This window comes from Massilia sp. BAP21 (genome assembly GCF_057801335.1).
Map to the genome: position 1 here is coordinate 2,122,520 of NZ_CM173596.1, position 18,729 is coordinate 2,141,248.

Consider the following 18,729-nt stretch of genomic DNA (forward strand, 5'->3'; position numbering starts at 1 on the left):
CTTACCGTCCCCGTGCCGCCTCGAGCGTGGCTTCCAGCGGCGCCAGGTTGGCGCCGAGGAAGCTGCGCAGTGCCGCGCGTGCCGTTTCCGGGTTCTCGCCGACCGGGGTTGCCACCATCAGCGCCGCGCCGTCGTCGCCGTGCATCAGGAGCTTGGCCTTGGCCTGGCGCAGCTTGCCCACGTAGTCGTTGGCGGTAAAGCTGCCGTCGACCCAGTTCCAGTGCCAGACCAGGTAGTTCCCATGCGGACCGCGCACGCGGGTTTCGCGCAGCGCCAGCGGCTGGCCGCCGATGTCTTCGACGCGGCCGCTGGAGGCGACCTGCTGGAAGCCTTCCTTGCGGCTGTCGACGCGGTTCACGGAGCTGATCAGGCGCTTGTCCGGACCCTGGTTGCGGTAGTACAGCACGTTCAGTTCCACGGGGGCGCCGCCGGCGCTGTAGCTGCCGCGCAGGGTGGCGTCGGCCGCCTGGTAGCTCGGGCTCCAGGTCGGCATGCCCTGCGGGTTCGACGCCAGGCGCTTGCCGTCCAGTTCCACCGGTGCCGGGTTGTGGGCCGCCTTGTCGCTGACATAGGCCAGGGCCGGCCACAGGGCGCAGACCAGTACCGCGACGACCGCCGCGCCGAGCACCGGGCGCGAGGCCGCGGAATGAAGAGCCGCGCCGTTAGTCCCGGCTGTCGCCGGCACGATCGGCGCTTCATCTTCCCTCCAGTAGCTGCCGATCCAGAACATGATGAACATCACCAGGCCGAAGAACAGCCAGCCGTAGATCAGGTGGTCGACGCCGGTGGCCAGGGCCATGTCGCTGGTGTGGCCGATCATCACGATCATGTAGGCGCGCAGTCCATTGGCGACGATCGGCACAATGATCGAAAGGCCGATGAACAGGGCGCGGCGCCAGTTCGAGCGGTAGCTGAGGTAGGCGTACAGGCAGCCCAGGGTGATCGAGGAAATCAGGTAGCGCACGCCGCTGCAGGCTTCGACCACCGACCAGTTCCCGGTCGGCAGTTCGAACATGGTGCCGTTGCGCAGGACCGGAATGCCGGTGGCGCGCACCGCGGCGACAGTAAAGTCGGCGGTGAAGTTGATCAGGGGCTGGACGAACACTTCGCCGAAGGGCACGGAGAACAGCAGGAACAGCAGCGGGAAGGTCAGCGCGCCGGCCAGGCGGCGGCCGAGCACGGCCAGGGCCATGGCCGGGAACATGGCGACAAAGGCGTACTGCATCACCACGCCGACTTCGCCGGCACGCGCGACCAGCCAGCCGGCGCCGCACAGGGCCAGCAGGCCGATTGCCGGCCACCAGGGCGCAACCGGGATGTGCTGGAACACTTCGCGCCGGCGCCAGATCAGCCACAAGCTGATCGGGGCGATGGCATAGCCGTGGGCGAAGGTTTCGGAACTGTTCCAGACCGAGACGATCGAAGCGGCCGTGCTCCAGTACAGCAGCAGCGGCGCCACCAGGGCGGCAACGATGATGGCCACGGTCGGCACGGCCATGCGGCCACCCGCTGCTCCGGACAATGCCGGGTTATCGTTCATCAGCATTCGAACCTCGTTTCGATGGTGGACAGGTGGGCCGGCCAGCTGTAGCGGCGCTCGACGCTGGCGCGCGCGGCGCGGCCCATGGCCGGGTGGGGCGAACGCAACAGGCCGACCACGGCGTCGGCATAGTCTTGCGGCGCATCGGCGACCAGCAGCTCGCGGCCCTCGATCGCCTCGATGCCTTCATAAGCCTGGGGCGAAGCGACCACCGGCCGCGCCATGGCCATCGCTTCCAGCACCTTGTTCTGGATGCCGCGCGCAATGCGCAGCGGCGCGACCGCGGCCTTGCAGTGGGCGAGATAGGGCCGCACGTCGGGCACGGTGCCGGTGACGACGATGGCGTCGCCGGCCAGGCTTTGGACTTCCGGCGAAGGACGGGCGCCGACGATGTAGAAGCGCGCCTGCGGCACCGCTTCCAGCACGCGCGGCAGCACTTCGCTTGCGAACCACTTCACGGCGTCCACGTTCGGCCAGTAATCCATGGCGCCGGTGAACACCAGGGCCTGCTCGCCTTCCTCGAAGGGATTGTCGTAGCTGCGGTCCGGGCTGAAGTAATCGGTATCGACACCGTTGTTGAAGAAGCCGATCTTGGCGCGGCTTTCCGGTGCCAGGGTGCGGAACAGTTCCGCTTCCGGGTCGGACACGAACAGCGAGGCGTCGAACTGGTCGGCCACGCGGCGCTCGTAGTCGAGCAGGCTGCGCGCTTCATGGCGGTAGACCCAGCTCATCGGCCAGGATTTCTTTTCGGCGTACTGGCGCCATTTGTCGGAGTCGACGTCGCAGAAGTCGATCACGCGGCGCGCCGCCGGATAGGCCTCGGCGTACTGCGCCATCACCGACGAGAACATCATGATGCGGGCGATGCCGCGTTCGCGCATGGTCTTCGCGATCCAGGCCTTCATGCCGGCGTCGCGGTAGTAGCCCAGCGAGAGCGACTTGCCGGTGGCCAGGGCGACGGCGCTGCGCAGCTTGCCCGCGGTGGGTTGAAGGCGCGCGAAGTGGCTGGAGGCGCACAAAGCCTCGACCTTCGGCACGTACTGCCAGTCGTCCTCGTCGTCGACGAACGTGGCCAGGTGCACGCGGTACTTGCTGCTCAGGTGCTTCAGCAGGTGATAGGAGCGGATCTTGTCGCCCTTGTTCGGCGGGAAGGGGATGCGGTGCACCAGCAGCAGCAGGTCGGGCCTGGCTGCTTCCGCGGCTTTCGCCGCGCGCTTTTCCAGCACGCCCTCGATGATCGAATTCATGGCCGTTCCAGGAAGATGCGGTCCATGCGGTCCCAGGCGAAGTCCTGGGCCAGTGCCGCGATGCGCCTTTCCATGCGCTCGATGTTGATGTAGTGGCGGAAGCGCGCCTTGGCGCCCAGGCCCTCGGGGCGCGGCTGGCCAGGGTCGACTTCCCACGGGTGGAAGTAGAACAGGGCCGGCTCGTTGTCCATCTCGTTGACGCGCTTGACCATCCAGCGCGACAGCGCATACGGCAGCAGGCGGAAGTAGCCGCCGCCGCCGGCCGGCAGCTTTTTGCCGCCCAGCTGCACCGTGGTGATCGGCACTTCGAGCAGGCCGTCCGGGCCGTTCGGATAAAACGCGAAGCGTGGCGCGTCCGGCATGCCGTAGTGGTCGTGGCGGATCGGGTAGATGCTGGAGCTGTAGCGGTAGCCGGCTTCGGTCAGGGCGTCGAGCGCCCACAAATTGCCTTCGCCGATCGAGAAGCTCGGTGCGCGGTAGCCGATCACTTCCTGGCCGCCGATGTCTTCCAGCATGGCCTTGCTCGAGCGGATGTCGTTGTCGAATTCGGCGCGGCTCTGGTCCGAGGCGCGCAGGTGGCCGTAGCCGTGGCTGGCCAGCTCGTGGCCGGCGGCGACGATGCGGCGCACCATGCTCGGATAGCGCTCGGCGATCCAGCCCAGGGTGAAGAAGGTGCCTTTTACATCATGGCGTTCGAACAGCGCCAGGATGCGCTCGATGTTGGCCTCGACGCGGCATTCGCGCGTCGGCCAGCTGTCGCGGCTGATGTAGGGGGCAAAAGCCGAGACCTGGAAGTAATCCTCGACGTCGCAGGTCATGGCGTTGCGGATGCGCTCGCCCGGCTGGCGCTGCGGCCGGGCTGCGGGAGTTTGCATTCTCATTCGGGGGTATCCACGTGTTGGTTCGCCTGCACCCCGTTTTGCGGGTTGGCGACGATTTTCTTCAGGATCGACAGCACCGAGACGATCGATTTTTCGAGGCGCATCATGCGCTCGTCCAGCACGTCGGCGCTGGCGCGGCGTTCCGGCAGGTGGCCGAGCGGGTCTTCGCCCAGGGGCATGCCCATCGCTTCCGGCGCCGGCGTGCCAACCGCCGTCGGCAGCTGGAATTCCTCGGCGATGTCGCCGATCACGGTCTTGATGTGTTCTTCGTTGAACGCGTGCAGCTCTTCCAGGTAGCCCATCAGCAGCACGCGGTCGAGCAGGGTGTTCGTCTTGCGCGGGATGCCGCCGGTGTAGCCGAAGATGGCGGCATGCGCGCCCTCGTCGAAGGCCGGGTCGCCGTTCCAGCCCACGGTGTGCAGGCGGTGCTCGATGTAGGCAGCGCTTTCCTGCGCATCCATCGGGCCCAGGTGGTAGCTGGCGATCACGCGCTGGCGCAATTGCTGCATGGTCGGGCTGTGCAGGGTGGCGCGGAACTCGGGCTGGCCGAGGAGGAAGGTCTGCAGCAGCGACTTGTCGTCGGTCTGGAAGTTCGACAGCATGCGCAGTTCCTCGACCGTCTGCGGTTTCAGGTTCTGGGCTTCGTCGATCACCAGCAGGGCGCGCTTGCCCTGGCGGTCCACGGCGCGCAGGAACTGCTCCAGGCGCGTGAGCAGGTCGGTCTTGCTGGCGCCCTCGTACGGCAGGCCGAAGCCCGAGACCACCATGCGCAGCGTGTCGTCCGGGTCGAGGTGGGTGTTGACGATGTGCGCGGCGACGATCTGGTCCGAGGGCAGCTTGTTGAACAGATTGCGCACCAGCGTGGTCTTGCCGGCGCCGACTTCGCCGGTGATGACGATGAAGCCTTCACCCTGCGACAGGCCATATTCCAGGTAGGCCATGGCCCGCTTATGGCCTTTGCTGCCGAAGAAGAAATGGGGATCGGGGCGCAGCTGGAAAGGCTTGGCCGAGAGTCCGTAATAACTTTCGTACATCGTGTCACTCCATGTTTTAGAGCTGCACCGTCACGGTGGCCGAGACGGCGTTTTCGGTGTAGTCGCGGCGCGTGATGTCGCTGTCGCCGGTGGTGCGGCGCAGTTCCAGGCTGCCGCGCACGGAACGGCCGAAGCGGTGGGTCAGCCCCAGGCGCAGCGAGTTCTGTTTGCCGCTCAAGTCGGTGTCGAGCGAGCGCGAATGGCTGGCCGACAGCGAGGCCAGCGCGGTCGAGCGGGCGCTCAGGCGGTAGCTGTAGGAGCCGGTCAGGCCGGTCTGGCGCACGCTGTCGTTCAGGGCGCGCAGCTGGCTGCCGAGCAGGCCGCTGTCGCTTTCCGACGACGACAGCGCGGTGCGCTCGCTGGCATACGCCGACAGCACCGCGCTGCTGTGGCGCCAGTTGAAGGCGCTCGACGCCTGCAGCAGCTTCTGGCGCATGTAGCGGTTGGTCAGGTAGTTGATGTTGTCGGCCAGCGAAGACGGCAGGCCGGCGGACAGGATGTAGGCTTCCACGGCCTGGCGGCGCAGCACCGGGTCCGGGATGGTCGCCGTGAACAGCGAATCGAGCATCGAGGCGGTATCGATCGCGGCCGGCAGCGAGAACTGCGAGCGGGTAGTCGTGACGGCGTCGGAGTAGCCCAGCTTCCAGGTGCTGTGGCGGCTGCGGTGCAGGGCCAGCAGCGAGCCGGTGTTGCCGAGGTAGTGGCGGCCGACCGACATCTGGATGTTGGTGCGCGGCGACGGCGCCCAGCCGAAGCCCACCGACCAGCTGGCGCCCTGGGTCTCGCCGCCCAGGGCCTGGTAGTCGTACTTGTCGTAGCCGCCGGTGGCGGTCAGGTTCAGGCTGGTGCCGACGCGGTAGCTCAGGCCCAGCGTCGCGTTCTGCGAGGAGGTGTCGCCGAAGTTCTCGTTGTCGACGTTCTGGCGCGCGACGTGGATGTTCCAGCCGACGTTGCGAAAGCCCGTGCCGCTGGCGACGTCGAGGACCACGCCGTCGGCCGTGCTGTTGCCGAAGATGCTGCTCGAATCCGACTTCACGCTGTCGTGGCTGTAGCGCAGGATGCCGGAAGCGAACGTACCGAAGCGGTGGGTCAGGTAGGGGCTGATGCGCCAGGTCTTGACGTCGGTCTGGTTTTCGCTGGTATAGCGGTTGCCGTTCGGGTCTTCGGCCAGCGGGCCGAAGGCGGAAATGCTGCGCGAGCTGGCGCCGGCGCCGGCGTCGACGTAGAACAGCTGGTCGACCACGTTGAAGCGGCTGTCGGCGTCGTACTGGTACTGGCTGTTGCGCACGCCGGGCACGTCTTCTTCGCTGTAGTCGTACCAGTAGGCGCGCGCATTCGCGTTCAGTTGCACGCGCGAGCTGTTCGCCTGCACGGCGATCGCCGGCGTGGCCTCGGTGATCCAGGACGAGCGCTTGGTGGCGTCGCCGCGCTGGTTGACGTTGTCGGAATAGCTCTCGGTCAGGCTGAAGGAAGGGGTGACCTTCCATTCAGCATGGACGCTGTTGCTGGCCATGGCCAGCAACAGCGCGGCCGCTACTGGTGTCAGACGAAGCGGACGCAACATGCGCGAACGCTTAGCCGTAGTGATAGTCATACGTTTCTTCGATGCCGGGGATGTCCCGGGCCTTGTTGTAGATGAGGTTCACGTTGCTGCAGCCTTCGAGCTGGCGCAGCGATTCCTTGACTGCATGCTGGGTCGTGGTCTGGGCCTCGACCACCATCACGATCTGGCCCATGTGGCTGGCCAGCACGCGCGATTCGCTGGTCAGCAGCAGCGGCGGCGAATCGAAGATGACCACGCGGTCCGGATAGCGGTTGGCGATCTCGTTGACCATGTTGCTCATCGTCGAGCTGGCCAGCAGTTCGGTGGCGCGCGGGGTGCTGGTGCCGGCCGGCAGGATGCTCAGGGTATCGACGTTCGTGCGCAGCATGACGTCGGAGAGGTCGAGCTTGTCGTCGATCAGGATGTCCATCAGGCCGCGCTGGGCCGGCAGGCCGAGCGTGCGCAGTACCGAAGGACGGGCCACGTCGGCGTCCACCAGCAGCACGGTGTGGTCGAGTTCCATGGCGATGCTCATCGCCAGGTTGATCGCGCAATAGGTCTTGCCTTCGCCCGGCAGCGAGCTGGTGACCATGATCAGGTTGTTCGGACGGCCCGGCATCGATGCTTCGCTGAAGGCGCGTTTCAGCAGCGGGCGCTTGATGACGCGGAAGTCTTCCAGCAGGCTGGTGCGGCCGCTGGCGGCGGTCACCATGCCGGCGTCGCGCATGCGGGCCAGGTCGAGGTCGACCTTGCGCGCGCTGTGCTTGCTCGGGGCGCGGCCGGTGTGCTGCTGCGGGAACGGCGCCGCGTGCGCATGGGCGGACGGCGCGGCTGCCGTGGCTGCAGTGGCCGAGGCCACGGCGGCGGCGGCGCTTTCGGCCGGCGTCGGCGCAAAGGTCTCGAGCGGCACAGCGTGGATGGCCGCGGGGGCCGGAGCCGCGGGGGCCGGAGCCGGCGCGGCTGCGCTCACGGCCGGCTGCGGCGCCGTGTGTGGATTCAGCGCCAGCACCTGTTCGTCGGTCTCGACGGGCGCCGGGGCAGGGGTGTTGCGGGTGTGGTCAATGCGGCTGGCCGCTTTTTCGATAATGCTCACATTCGCTCCTAAGATTCTTCCTTACAGGCCCGGGCGGGCCATCATGGTCGCAATGCCCGCGCCATACAGGCCGATCAGCAGCAGCACGGTGGCGCCCAGGCCGTACAGGCGCTTCTTGCGGCGCACCTTCTGGCCATCGGTCCAGTGCATGTTGATGGTGCCGAGGATCGGCATGCCGGTCACTTCGCGCAGCGCCGCCTGGCTCAGGAAGGTCGGGCGGAACTGGCTCATCAGGAAGGCGCCGGCCAGGCCGGCCGCCAGCGCCACCAGGAAGGCGGCGGTGAACAGCACCGGACGGTTCGGGCCGGTCGGCACGGCCGGCGCCAGTGGCGGCTCGATCACGCGGAACGACATGATGTCGGTGGCCGAGGACAAATCGCCCGACAGGCGTGCCTGTTCGCGGCGCTCGATCAGGCGCTGGTGGTTTTCGCGGTTGACCTGGTAGTCGCGGTTCAGCTGGGCCAGCTGGGCTTCGACTTCCGGCGCGGTGGTGCTCTGGGTGCGCAGGGTATTGACGCGGTTCTGGTATTCGTTGACGCGGGCGCGCAGGGCGGCCACGCGCGATTCGGCGTCGGACAGGGTCACGTTCAGCTGCTGCATCATCGGGCTGGCGGCCAGGTTCGGGTTCACGCCGCCTTTCTTCGCCTCTTCCTTCTTGCGTTCCTGCAGCTGGTCGAGCAGGCGCTTGGTGGCGATGATGTCGGGGTGCTGCTCGGTGTACTGCAGGCGCAGCGAGTCGAGGTTCTTCTGGGTGGTGGCGATGCGCTCGGCCAGTTCCGGATCGACCGGGCCGGCGCCGTCCTTGCCGCCGCCCGTCATGCGGCGGCGGATGGCGTTGCGCGACTGCTCGGCTTCGGCCAGTTCCAGCTTGGCCTGGCTCAGGGCGTCGCTGGCCGAGGCCACCTTGCTGCCGAAATCGGCGCCTTCGCGCGGCAGCAGGCCCATGTTCTTGATCTTGAATTCCTTCAGCGTGTTCTCGGCGGCCGCCAGCTTTTCTTCATAGCTGCGGATCTGGTCGTCGATGAACTGGACAGCCTTGTCGGATTCCTGCTTCTTGCCGCCGTAGCTGCCTTCCATGAAGATGGTCAGCAGCGACTGCACCACGTCCTTGCCCAGCTTCGGGTCGGGGGCGCGGTAGCTGATCGTATAGATGTCGTCGCGTTCGGTGCCGGCGATGGTGATCTTCGACATCAGGTTGTCGATCATCTTTTCCTTCTCGTCGGCGTCGCGCGCTTTCACGTCGAGGTCGGTCATGCGCATCACCCGTTCCACGTTCGGACGGCTGATCAGGGTCTGGCGCATGAAGGTGACCTGCTGGTTGATGTTCGGCAGCGAAGTCATGCCCGACAGCAGGGGCTTGAGGATACTCTGGGTATCCACATAAACCCGGGCCGTGGTCTCGTACTGGTTGGGCAGCCGCAGCACGATGGCCCAGCCGATCAGCGCCACCACCCAGGCGATGGTCACTGCATGCCAGCGGTATTTACCGATGGCCTTGAGGAAATTCAGGATAAGGGCTGTTATTTCTGCCATCTCGTCAGTCTCGCCATGAATGCCGACGCTGCTGCGCCGGCTACAACAATCAACAAAGAACCCGCATCATCGCTTGTAGTTTGTGCAATTGCAATTGCGTGCCGGAAAATCGTGCTAATAAACGCGCCGGATGGCACTGCTTACAACACAAATTCTTAGCTGCAACGCATAAAACCCGCGCCCAGGCTTGCCTGACAAGGTATTATTGTCAGCAGGCAAACTTTGCTGGGCCTAAGATGTTGCACTAGGTCAACCCTAAGAAGTGCCGGGGAAGGGCACAGGATCGCTTTGCTCAACATCAAGCTGATGTATTGTAATGTCTAAAATGCAAAAGGGTCTGCACGATTGATTCCTAATCGAAATAATAAAAAACTGCGGGCATCAGTGCCGCAGCGGCCGCTTTACGATTGGCCTCGCGCCTGGCTGGGCGCCGCCGTGCTGGGCGTGGCCAGCCTGCTGGTGCTGCCGATGCCGGCGGCGCGGGCCGATGGCCTGGTCCGTACAATTCCACTTGTCAAGCCATCCGTGGTCGGGGTCGGCACCTTCCTCAAAACGCGCAGCCCGTCGGTCATGTTTACCGGCACCGGCTTCGCGGTTGGCGACGGCCTGAGTATCGTGACGAATGCCCACGTCGTGCCCGACAAGCTCGACGGCGCCAAGATGGAGCAGCTCGGCGTGGTGGTCGGCAGCGGCCAGGACATCGCTTTCCGCCCGGCGCGCCTGGTGGCGCTCGACCGCGAGCACGACCTGGCCCACCTGCGCCTGGAGGGTGGGGCGCCGCTGCCGGCGCTGGCGCTGGGCGACTCGCGCAACGCGCTCGAGGGCCAGGCGCTGGCGTTTACCGGCTTCCCTCTGGGCATGGTGCTGGGACTGAACCACGTGACCCACCGCGCCAATTTGTCGGCGCTGACGCCGATCGTCATGCCGTCGATGAGTTCGAAGCGCCTCGATGCGCGCGCCATCGCCCAACTGCAGCGCGGAGGCCTGAAAATCTTCCAGCTCGACGGCACGGCCTATCCGGGCAACAGCGGCAGCCCGGTTTACGATCCGGACAGCGGCGCCGTACTGGGGGTGATCAATATGGTGTTCGTGAAAGGCTTGAAGGAAACGGCGATTACGACGCCCAGCGGCATCAGTTATGCGATACCGTCCCAGTACGTCGCCGAACTCTTGGCCAGGCCGTGATGCAACGAGTATGAAAAAAGAGAAGTATTTCAATCGTGCATGCCTTTGAGGAAACACGATTACGATACAATACGCCGGTTTGATGGCTAAATAACAATTTTGTGGCATTCGACACAGCGGGGCGTTGCCGGTCGCTGCATGCCGGGAAAGGAATTGACGTGAACAAGATCATGACGAACCTGACGAAACTGACCCTGGCGGTCGCCTGCGGCCTGGCCCTGGCGGGTTGCGCCACCAAACCGGCCGCGCCGTCGGCCGCTGCCATGGCCCAGGCCGCGCCGGCCGACTACCTGATCGGACCAGGCGACTCCGTCAACATCATCGTCTGGCGCAATCCGGAAGTATCGATGTCGGTGCCGGTGCGTCCGGACGGCAAGATCACTACGCCGCTGGTCGAAGACCTGCCGGCCGCCGGCAAGACCTCGACCGCGCTGGCGCGCGATATCGAGACCGCCCTGGCCAAGTTCATCCAGCAGCCGGTGGTCACCGTGGTCGTGACCGGCTTCGTGGGCAACTACGGCGAACAGATCCGCGTGATTGGCCAGGCCGCCAAGCCGCAAGCGCTGGCCTATCGCCGCGACATGTCGCTGATGGATGTGCTGATCGCCGTCGGCGGTGTCACCGAATTCGCATCGGGCAACAAGGCCATCATCATCCGCACGATCGACGGCAAGCAGGAAAAACTGAACGTGCGCCTTGACGACCTGATCAAGGAAGGCGACATTTCGGCCAACATGCCGATGCGCCCGGGCGACATCCTGGTGGTCCCGGAGAGCTTCTTCTAAGAGCCTACTGAGATAGACTCCAAGCCTCTGTCGGCGCCGACGCACTGTCGGGTTTTCTTACAACGGCGCTGCAGAGGCGTCGTTGTATTTTGGTCTGCCGCCCTGCCGCTCCTTCTAAGTACTTGATTTTTAGTTGCATTTAGTCAATTTACTGGAGCTGGTACGGGGCTTGCTTTGTCTATAAAGAGAGCAAGGCTTCGCCAGGCTTATGGCATACTTTCGATGACCCAGGAAAACGTCGATATGGAAGATCACGAAGACCGCAGCGCCCCGGCCAACGGGACGCAGGAAAAACAGGGAGCAAACGCCGCGGCGGCACCGGGGCAGCTCGACGCCCGTGGCGCGTCGCGACGCCGCTTCACGCGCGCCGGCGCCGGCGCGGCCGGTGTCATCCTGACTTTATACAGCCAGCCTGGCATGGCAAGCTCGGCCAATCTGGCCGAGACCTGCACGACACCGTCAGGCTTTATGTCGATCAAGGGAAGCAGCCACGATCCGAACAATACCTGCAGCAACAATCGCTCTGCGGCGTACTGGAAAGCCAATCCCGGCGCCTGGAAAGCGCGTGCCGGCGTTGTCCCGGAGACCCTGTTCGGCGATGTGTTGCGCGCCCAGGGCGCATACGAAGGCTTGAAGACGGTTACGTTGTTGCAGGTTCTCGAGCGTCCGGACGCAGTGGCCGCCATCGACACGTCGTTTGTTGCCTCGCAAGCTGTCACGGCCCTGCTCAACGCCCGCTCCGCCCGCCTGGCCGGTACCCCGAGCGTATTACCGGAAGAGACGGTGGTGACGATCTGGGATGAATTTGCGCTCAAGAATTCCTATCGGCCGAGCCGCAGCGCAAGGCCGTGGACCGGCGCCGAGATTGCGGCTTACGTCCAGACGACTGTCCGCTGAGTAGTTGACTGAAAGGCCGCCGTCACGCATGAGCAGTTCGCCGACCTGGCGCCTGGCACCCGGGCAGCGCCTGGCACACCGCTGCCATGACGGCGAATGCGTGCTCTTCAACGATCTGACAGGCGACACCCACCTGCTGGACCAGCCCGCCTTCGATTTGCTGGAGGTGCTGCGCGCCGCGCCGCAGACCGCACTGGCGCTGCTTGCCCTCGACGGCGGCGATGCCGCATCCGACCCCGCCCTCCTGGACGACCTCACTGCATTGCTGGACGACCTGGCTGCGCTCGAACTGATCGAGGCCCTGCCATGCTGACGGTTGCCGGCCTGGGCCGGGACGAACTGGTTGCACGCCTGCGCGGCCCCGGCCTGCGGCTGCGGACGGGCCCCTTCGTCACCTGTGTGAAAAGCCCGCTGGCGCTGCTGGCGGAGACCCTGGGCACCATGTACGCCGACTATCCGGTACTGGGCGAGGGTGGCCTGGCCGACTTTCATGTGGCCCTGTCGGGTTCGCGCGGCCTGCGCCGCCTGCTGCGCCCGCAAGTGCATTTCCACTACGATGGCATGGCGCCTTTCCAGCCGCTGCCCCTGGACCAAGCCTTTCCGATGTTCGAGTGGGCCATGAACTGGTGTGTCTCGAGCCAGGCCCACTCCTGGCTGGTCATCCATGCGGCGGTGATCGAGAAGGGCGGCGTCGCCGCGATCCTGCCGGCGCCGCCGGGATCGGGAAAAAGCACGCTGTGCGCAGCCCTGGTCAACCGCGGCTGGCGCCTGCTGTCGGACGAGCTGACACTGGTGCGCCTGGACGACGGCAATATCGACCCCTTACCGCGTCCGGTCAGCCTGAAGAACGCGTCGATCGGCATCCTGCGCGAGTATGCGCCACAGGCCATCTTCACGCGTCCGGTGGCCGATACCGTGAAGGGTACCGTGGCGCACATGCGCGCATCGAGCGACAGCGTCGCCCGCGCCGGGGACGCGGCCAGCCCGGCCTGGATCGTGTTTCCGCAGTGGCGCGCCGGCGCGCTGGCCGAACTGACGCCGGTGGCGCCGGCGCGCGCCCACATGCGCCTGGCCGGGAACGCCTTCAACTACAGCCTGCTGGGCGCCGCCGGCTTCGAGGCCGTGGCGCGCCTGGTCGGCGCCGTGCGCACCTACGACTTCTGCTACGGCATGCTGGACGACGCCGTTGCCGTGTTCGAGCGCCTGCTGCTGGAGCGCGCATGAAGGAAATGCCCTTGTTGTTGCGCGCGCTGCGCGCGCCGGCCTGCATGGCCAGAATGAGCGAAGACGAATGGGACCTGCTGCTGCGCCAGGCGCTGGCGTCGAACCTGGCCGCCACCCTGGGCCTGCTGGCCGAGGAAGCGGGCATATCGGCGGCGCTACCGGCGCGCGTGCGGCGCCGCCTCGCCTGGTCGCGCACGGTATGGGAGCGTCACCTGCGGGCGGTCGCTTTCGAGCTGCGGCAAATACAGAAGGCGCTGCGCGACACCGGTTTGCCGCTGATCCTGCTCAAGGGCGCGGCGTATACCGCAGCCGGTTTGCCGGCCGGGGGCGGGCGGCTGTTCTCGGACGTCGACATCCTGGTGCCCAAGGAGCGCCTGGCCGACGTCGAGAGCGTGCTGATGCTGCACGGCTGGGCCGGCAGCCACCACGACGAATACGACCAGCGCTACTACCGCGAATGGATGCACGAGCTGCCGCCGATGCAGCACGTGCGCCGCGCCAGCGTGATCGACGTGCACCACGCGATCCTGCCCGAAACGGCGGCGGTGCGCCCGGACCCGGCGCGCCTGCGCGCCGGCGCACGGGCGATTCCCGGCCGCGACGGCTACTACACCCTCGCGCCTTGCGACATGGTGCTGCACAGCGCGGTGCACCTGTTTTCCGAGGGCGAATACCACCACGGCCTGCGCGATCTGTTCGACCTGCACCGCCTGCTCTGCCATTTCGGCGCCGATCCGGGTTTCTGGGCGGCCTTGCCGGCCCGTGCGCGCGAGCTGGAACTGGCGCGTCCGCTATGCTATGCCCTGCGTTACTGCACGCGCCTGCTGGGGACCCCGGTGCCGGCCGGCGTGCTGGACGCTGCGCGCGCCGGCGCGCCGAACCCGGCCCTGCTGGCGCTGATGGACGCGCTGTTCCTGCGCGCCCTGCAGCCGCCGCATCCGAGCTGCGCCGACGCCTTCGGCGCCGCCGCCCGCGCCGCGCTATATATCCGCGGTAACTGGCTGCGCATGCCGCCGCTGATGCTGTCGCGGCATTTGTTTCACAAGGCATTCCTGTCCCCGAAGGCCGAGCCGGCGCAGTAAGGAAGCGCCGGCAGGGCCGCCGGGACAACAATGGACGGGCAGTGTCCTGTCGAGGAGGAAGTGGAATGGAAGGGAGCCAGGGTCTGGAGCGCCTGCAAGCACTGCGCGCGTTCGTCTTCGAGGGCAGCCTGGAAGACAGCTTGCAAGGCCAGGCGCGCGAATGCGCACGCCTGCTCGACGCCGACAGCTGCTCGATCATGCTGCTCAGTGGTGGCGCCACGGAAGAAGACGGGCGCCTGCGCGTGCATGCCCATGCCGGCGCACCCGGCGACCGCCTGCCGGCAGCCGCGCTGGAAGCGAGCATCGGGCGCGGCGAGGCGATTTGCGGGCAGGTGCTCGCCAGCGGCCAGGCCTTGCTGGTCGAGGATATCGGCAAGTCGGCCTATGCGCTGCTGGCGCGCCGCCCCGGCGACCCGGGCCGCAGCATGATGTCGGCGCCGATCCGCATCGATGGCCGCACGGTCGGTGTGGCCAACGTGGCCGGCAAGGGCTTCACGGAAACAGACCTGGTCTTGTTCGAGGTGGTCTGCCTGTTCATCGGCAAGTCGATCCAGGTAGCGCAATTACAACACTTGCTGGCTTCGCGTTTTGCCCGCGAAGCCCTGGCGCACGAGGCCGAAGGTCCGGCGCTGACGGCCTACCGCAACCCGGAACAGGTGGCGCGCATCCTGGCCCGCTCATTCTATAAAGAGCTGACGCGTGCTGGTTTCGAGGCCCCGCAGATCGTGGGCGCCACCAGCGAGATCATCGACCAGCTCAACAACAAATTGCACAAAAGACATTAAACATTCTTCTTGACATTTTCCAATAAGAAATGTATGTCGAGATACTTTACAGATGAGTTGGCGAAACTTTAACGAATACTGCTAAGTTATTGATTTTAAAAGAATGTGAATTCCTGGCACGGGCCTTGCTAATAGTTGAGTGTGTTTGCCAAAACCGATCAACCACATCGAGGATTACCGATCATGAAATTTCTGAAGAAACTGACCTGCGCTGCAGCTGTTGCAATGTCCATGGCCTCGGCCGCCCACGCTGGTCCTGTCCTGAACAACTGGGTGTTCAACCCGAACGGCGGCGGCTACGAAGCCGGCCAGAAAGTCAACGAATACCTGGACGTGAACGGCAATGCCTTCATCCAGATCAACCCAACCGGCGGCAACAGCTTCTCGTTCACCGAACACGCTGTGTTCAACATCGTGCAGGCTGACGGTAAAGGCAAGCTGTTCCCAGTTGGCTACGAAGGCGGCAACATCACCGCGACCTTCGAAGCGACCGGTACCGGTAACTTCAGCGGCGCGTTCTCGTTCACCGGCGGCACCATCCGCATGTACCAGAACCCGGTTGATGGCGAATACGCCGGCACCGAAGGCGTGTACGGCGCCAACCTGGGCAACCTGATCGCTGAATTCAACGTGCTGCAAGGCGGCGGCGGCCTGGTCGATGCAAGCGGCGACCCAACCAACAACGGTCAAGTGACCGTGCTGGCACGCGCAGCGGCAGGCTCGCTGGCTGAAGGTTACTTCTTCCGCGGCAACGGCGACGACCTGGCCATGGAATCGATCATGTCGTTCGCGTTCACCAACGCCAACACCGTCTCGAATCCTGACGGCACCCTGGTCAGCGAAGTCGCTTGCCAATTCGCCGGCTTCAGCGGCGCCGGCTGCGGCGGCGGTAGCTACGCCAATGCTCCTGGCCAGTACTTCTTCGTCGGCAACAACGGTCAGTTCAAACTGGCTGAAGTGCCAGAGCCAGGTTCGCTGGCCCTGTTCGGCATCGCCATGCTGGGCGCCGGCGTCGCTGCTCGCAAGCGCGCCAAGAAGGCCTAAGTCTTCGGGAATTTCCTGAAACTACGAAAGGAGCGGGCTTGCCCGCTCTTTTTGTTTTACGTCCTACCGATGGGCGTGCAAAAAAAACGGCAAGCGCAGGCTTGCCGTTTTGCTTGGTGTGGCTTTCCTCAGCGCTGCATCAGTTCCGCCACTGGCCTGCGCACCGAACGCGATGTCGGCCGCGGCCCATAGCCCAGCCGCCCCATGTAGACCGGATGCCCGGCGCCGCCGAAGATCAGTGTTTCGGTCTGGCGCTGCAGGTCGCGCGCCGCGTTTTCCAGGCGTGCGTCCGCGGTGAAGCGGGTATTCTCGCGCGCGTATTTCGAGAAGATCAGCGGCGTCATTTCCGGCTGCATGTAGAGGCCGAGCGTGGTCATGGTCAGCCAGAAGCGCTGCAGCGCGCGTCCGGCGGCCACGTAGTCGTCGATCGAGGACGGTTTGCTGGCGGCGCGCAGCACGAAGTGGCCGGCGCAGGCCATGCCGGGCGCCAGGTCCATCTGCAGGCGCGGGGCCCAGGTGCCCATCAGGGTGTTCACCGACTTCATGCGGCGCCAGCTGACCATTGCCCATTTCATCAAATGCAGGGTCATGGCATCCACGCCCAAGGCATTCGCCGGCACCTTGTCCGGGCTTTCGACGCGGTTTTCCCAGTCGATGATGCTGCGGTGGGTGTCGAACGCCTCCGGCATCGTCAGGCGCAGCCGCGCGTTGTTGTACATGAGCTTGGCCGCCTTCCACTTCTGGTCGCGGCTTTCCAGCCAGCCCAGGGTGTAGTGGGGCGCCACCACCGCTTCCAGCTGGCGCTTGTGCTCGGCCGTGAGCGGCGTGGTCTTCATCGGGCGGCGCTGCACCGTGCGTTCCCGGATCGCGCCGATCAGGGGGCTGGGCGCGACGGCCGCATCGGCGACCAGGTGCACGTCGAACACCGGATGGGTCTCGCGCCCGGCCGGGCGGCGCGCGATGTCGGCGCGCAGGCCGTGGCCGCTGGCGGCAATGGCGATCGTCTCCAGCAAGGTGCCGAAGGCGATCTGGCTCGGGTGGCCGTCGAGGTCGTAGACGCAGTGGTCGCGCGTATCGTAGGCGTGTACCACCAGGTGGTCCGGCGCGGCGATCTCGAAGCGCCAGGTCTGCATGTTGTCGCCGCTGGGCGCCCAGCGCGCCAGGTCGAGGATCTGTTCGATCGCCTGCATGTTCATCGCGTTACTCCTGCGGCGGCCAGGTCCTTGGCCAGCTGCTTCTTGCCCACCGCAATCATGAGGCGGTGCAGCGGATTCTTGTTGCCGCCCGGGCGCCAGGTGCGCACCAGCTTGTTGCGGTAGGCGTCGAACTGAACGCCCCAGGGCGCGGCCAATACCTTGCCGCGGCCGAGCAGGATCTTCAGCGCTTCGGTGCCCATCACGCCGGCGCACAGCTGGCAGGCCATGATGGTCGAGGGGCCGCGCCGCTCGACGAAGTTCACCGCTTCCGGCACCACCAGGTAGGGGCGGTGCAGGCCGGCCGGCGCCAGGCCGACCACGAAGTGCACGGCCTTGTCGGTTTCCGGCAGGTCGCCCCACTGGAAGTATTCCTCGAAGGTCATCTGGCCCGGCAGGAAGTTCAGCAGGGCCGCGCCCATGCCCAGCGGCGCCACCGTGCTGGCCGGAATGCCGAGCCTGGCGCACAGGGCGAAGGTCTGCTGGCGGATCTCGAAGGCGAAGAAATCCAGGGCGTCGACGTACATGTCGACGCCCTGCAGGAAGGCTTCCAGGTTGCCGGCATTGATGCCTTCGCCGAAGACCGTGACTTCGCAGTCCGGGTTCACGTCGAGCAGCATGCGGCGGATCACGTCGGCTTTCGGCTGGCCCAGGGTCGAGACCATGGCGCCGACCTGGCGGTTGAAGTTCGGCACGTCGAAACTGTCGAAGTCGGCGATGTGGAACTTGGTCACGCCCAGGCGCGCCAGGGTCATCGCATGTACGCCGCCGACGCCGCCGCCGCCGGCAATGGCGACCCGCTTTTGCCGCAATCTTGCCTGCTCCTCCTTCGTTACCCAGCCAATGTTTCGGGAAAAAGCCTGCTCGTAGGGGAAAGGAGTCGTCATCTGCGGAAAAGGAAAGGCGGGGAATGGAGCGGAAATGAAGCAGGAAGGAGGGCGCCAGGCGCCCGCCGATGGAATTACGCGACCTGCTGTTCGTCGATGCGGCGCAGGCGGTTGATAATGCCCTGTTCCTCGCGCGGCGAAAAGAAATACGGATAGAAGGAACGCTCGTTGGTGGTGGTCGACCAGGTGCCGCCGAGACTCTTGATCTGCTCCGTTACATAATCGAGGCTGATACGCAGGAGGTAAGCCGGCGCATTCACGCGCGGATTGGTCTTGACGTCGCCCACGCGTTGAAAACCGAGCATGTGCTCATAAAAGCGGCGATGCCGCGGATTGACTTCGATGACGATATCCGTGCAATCGTGGATATCGCGGGCGTAGATCACTGCCAAGTGAAACAGGTTGGCCAGCGAGGTTTTCGAGCGTACCGTGGGGTCGAATGCGAGCTTGGTGAATTCACACAGCTTGGCGCCATTCGCGCGGTAGGCGTCGAGTTCTTCCTTGAAAATCTGGTCCGCCATGAGGCCGATCGGCGAATCGATCCCCAGCGTCAGGGTCCCCACCACGTCGCCCTTGTCGGTGGCGGTGAGGGTGATGCGATTGGGGTCGTCCGAGAACTGGTGCGTCCCTGCATAGCCACGCCAGGCATACATCTTGTTGACCAGCATGCTGGCCGAATTGCGTCCTTTCGCCGTATCGGTAAGCCGGATTCCATATGAATCTTGGTTCACGATAACATCCTCTAATTCCGAGCTCGCTATATTATCGCGATCCTC

The 18,729-nt window shown here is 65.3% G+C and carries 18 protein-coding genes; 8 read left to right on the top strand and 10 right to left on the bottom strand.

The features are described 5' to 3' along the window. Nucleotide 1 precedes the first annotated feature (1 nt). The 7 genes from xrtA to ACWYRN_RS09380 are packed head-to-tail and all read right to left on the bottom strand — an operon-like array spanning nt 2 to nt 8,871. Nucleotides 2-1,546: an exosortase A gene (gene xrtA, locus ACWYRN_RS09350; protein WP_488692132.1), complete on the bottom strand. Its 1,545-nt coding sequence runs from the start codon at nt 1,544-1,546 to the stop codon at nt 2-4. After that, the gene (locus tag ACWYRN_RS09355) at nt 1,540-2,787 is read right to left on the bottom strand and encodes a TIGR03087 family PEP-CTERM/XrtA system glycosyltransferase (RefSeq protein ID WP_488692133.1); all 1,248 of its coding nucleotides are present in this window, start codon (nt 2,785-2,787) and stop codon (nt 1,540-1,542) included. The genes xrtA and ACWYRN_RS09355 overlap by 7 nt, the downstream gene beginning before the upstream one ends. Beyond that, nucleotides 2,784-3,668 carry an XrtA system polysaccharide deacetylase gene (locus ACWYRN_RS09360; RefSeq protein ID WP_488692134.1) on the bottom strand — a complete coding sequence of 295 codons (885 nt, stop codon included), beginning with the start codon at nt 3,666-3,668 and terminating at the stop codon, nt 2,784-2,786. Before ACWYRN_RS09360 ends, ACWYRN_RS09355 begins: the two co-directional genes overlap by 4 nt. Next, entirely contained in the window at nt 3,665-4,702 is a 1,038-nt protein-coding gene (locus ACWYRN_RS09365) for an XrtA/PEP-CTERM system-associated ATPase (RefSeq protein WP_488692135.1), read from the bottom strand. Before ACWYRN_RS09365 ends, ACWYRN_RS09360 begins: the two co-directional genes overlap by 4 nt. A gap of 16 nt (nt 4,703-4,718) precedes the next feature. Next, on the bottom strand, nt 4,719-6,296 hold the full coding sequence (locus ACWYRN_RS09370; RefSeq protein WP_488692136.1) for a TIGR03016 family PEP-CTERM system-associated outer membrane protein: 1,578 nt from the start codon (nt 6,294-6,296) through the stop codon (nt 4,719-4,721). Continuing rightward, on the bottom strand, nt 6,277-7,338 hold the full coding sequence (locus ACWYRN_RS09375) for an XrtA-associated tyrosine autokinase (protein ID WP_488692137.1): 1,062 nt from the start codon (nt 7,336-7,338) through the stop codon (nt 6,277-6,279). The genes ACWYRN_RS09370 and ACWYRN_RS09375 overlap by 20 nt, the downstream gene beginning before the upstream one ends. A 21-nt stretch (nt 7,339-7,359) precedes the next feature. Continuing rightward, complete coding sequence (locus ACWYRN_RS09380; protein WP_488692138.1) at nt 7,360-8,871, bottom strand: XrtA system polysaccharide chain length determinant; 1,512 nt, start codon at nt 8,869-8,871, stop codon at nt 7,360-7,362. A 384-nt stretch (nt 8,872-9,255) separates the two neighbouring features. Here ACWYRN_RS09380 and ACWYRN_RS09385 point away from each other — a divergent pair, with 384 nt between their 5' ends. The 8 genes from ACWYRN_RS09385 to pepA all read left to right on the top strand — a co-directional run bounded on the left by ACWYRN_RS09385 (nt 9,256) and on the right by pepA (nt 15,873). Then, on the top strand, nt 9,256-10,056 hold the full coding sequence (locus tag ACWYRN_RS09385) for a S1 family peptidase (RefSeq protein ID WP_488692139.1): 801 nt from the start codon (nt 9,256-9,258) through the stop codon (nt 10,054-10,056). Nucleotides 10,057-10,226: 170 nt separating this feature from the next. After that, on the top strand, nt 10,227-10,841 hold the full coding sequence (locus tag ACWYRN_RS09390; protein WP_229436570.1) for an XrtA/PEP-CTERM system exopolysaccharide export protein: 615 nt from the start codon (nt 10,227-10,229) through the stop codon (nt 10,839-10,841). A 222-nt stretch (nt 10,842-11,063) separates the two neighbouring features. Continuing rightward, entirely contained in the window at nt 11,064-11,738 is a 675-nt protein-coding gene (locus ACWYRN_RS09395; RefSeq protein ID WP_488692140.1) for a hypothetical protein, read from the top strand. Nucleotides 11,739-11,766: 28 nt separating this feature from the next. Continuing rightward, the gene (locus tag ACWYRN_RS09400; RefSeq protein ID WP_488692141.1) at nt 11,767-12,051 is read left to right on the top strand and encodes an HPr-rel-A system PqqD family peptide chaperone; all 285 of its coding nucleotides are present in this window, start codon (nt 11,767-11,769) and stop codon (nt 12,049-12,051) included. After that, entirely contained in the window at nt 12,045-12,962 is a 918-nt protein-coding gene (locus ACWYRN_RS09405) for an HprK-related kinase A (protein WP_488692142.1), read from the top strand. The genes ACWYRN_RS09400 and ACWYRN_RS09405 overlap by 7 nt, the downstream gene beginning before the upstream one ends. Next, nucleotides 12,959-14,044 carry a nucleotidyltransferase domain-containing protein gene (locus ACWYRN_RS09410; RefSeq protein WP_488692143.1) on the top strand — a complete coding sequence of 362 codons (1,086 nt, stop codon included), beginning with the start codon at nt 12,959-12,961 and terminating at the stop codon, nt 14,042-14,044. Before ACWYRN_RS09405 ends, ACWYRN_RS09410 begins: the two co-directional genes overlap by 4 nt. Before the next feature lie 65 nt (nt 14,045-14,109). Continuing rightward, nucleotides 14,110-14,829: a GAF domain-containing protein gene (locus ACWYRN_RS09415; protein WP_488692144.1), complete on the top strand. Its 720-nt coding sequence runs from the start codon at nt 14,110-14,112 to the stop codon at nt 14,827-14,829. A gap of 183 nt (nt 14,830-15,012) precedes the next feature. Next, nucleotides 15,013-15,873 (top strand): flocculation-associated PEP-CTERM protein PepA, encoded by an 861-nt coding sequence (pepA, locus tag ACWYRN_RS09420; RefSeq protein ID WP_488692145.1) that lies wholly within the window; start codon nt 15,013-15,015, stop codon nt 15,871-15,873. Between the two features lie 128 nt (nt 15,874-16,001). Here the strand turns inward: pepA and ACWYRN_RS09425 are convergent, their stop codons facing one another. The 3 genes from ACWYRN_RS09425 to ACWYRN_RS09435 all read right to left on the bottom strand — a co-directional run bounded on the left by ACWYRN_RS09425 (nt 16,002) and on the right by ACWYRN_RS09435 (nt 18,684). After that, nucleotides 16,002-17,069 carry a nitroreductase family protein gene (locus ACWYRN_RS09425; protein WP_488692146.1) on the bottom strand — a complete coding sequence of 356 codons (1,068 nt, stop codon included), beginning with the start codon at nt 17,067-17,069 and terminating at the stop codon, nt 16,002-16,004. Further along, complete coding sequence (locus ACWYRN_RS09430) at nt 17,066-17,953, bottom strand: ThiF family adenylyltransferase (RefSeq protein WP_488692147.1); 888 nt, start codon at nt 17,951-17,953, stop codon at nt 17,066-17,068. The genes ACWYRN_RS09425 and ACWYRN_RS09430 overlap by 4 nt, the downstream gene beginning before the upstream one ends. Before the next feature lie 74 nt (nt 17,954-18,027). Further along, nucleotides 18,028-18,684 (bottom strand): N-acyl amino acid synthase FeeM domain-containing protein, encoded by a 657-nt coding sequence (locus ACWYRN_RS09435; protein ID WP_229436083.1) that lies wholly within the window; start codon nt 18,682-18,684, stop codon nt 18,028-18,030. Nucleotides 18,685-18,729: the final 45 nt, after the last annotated feature.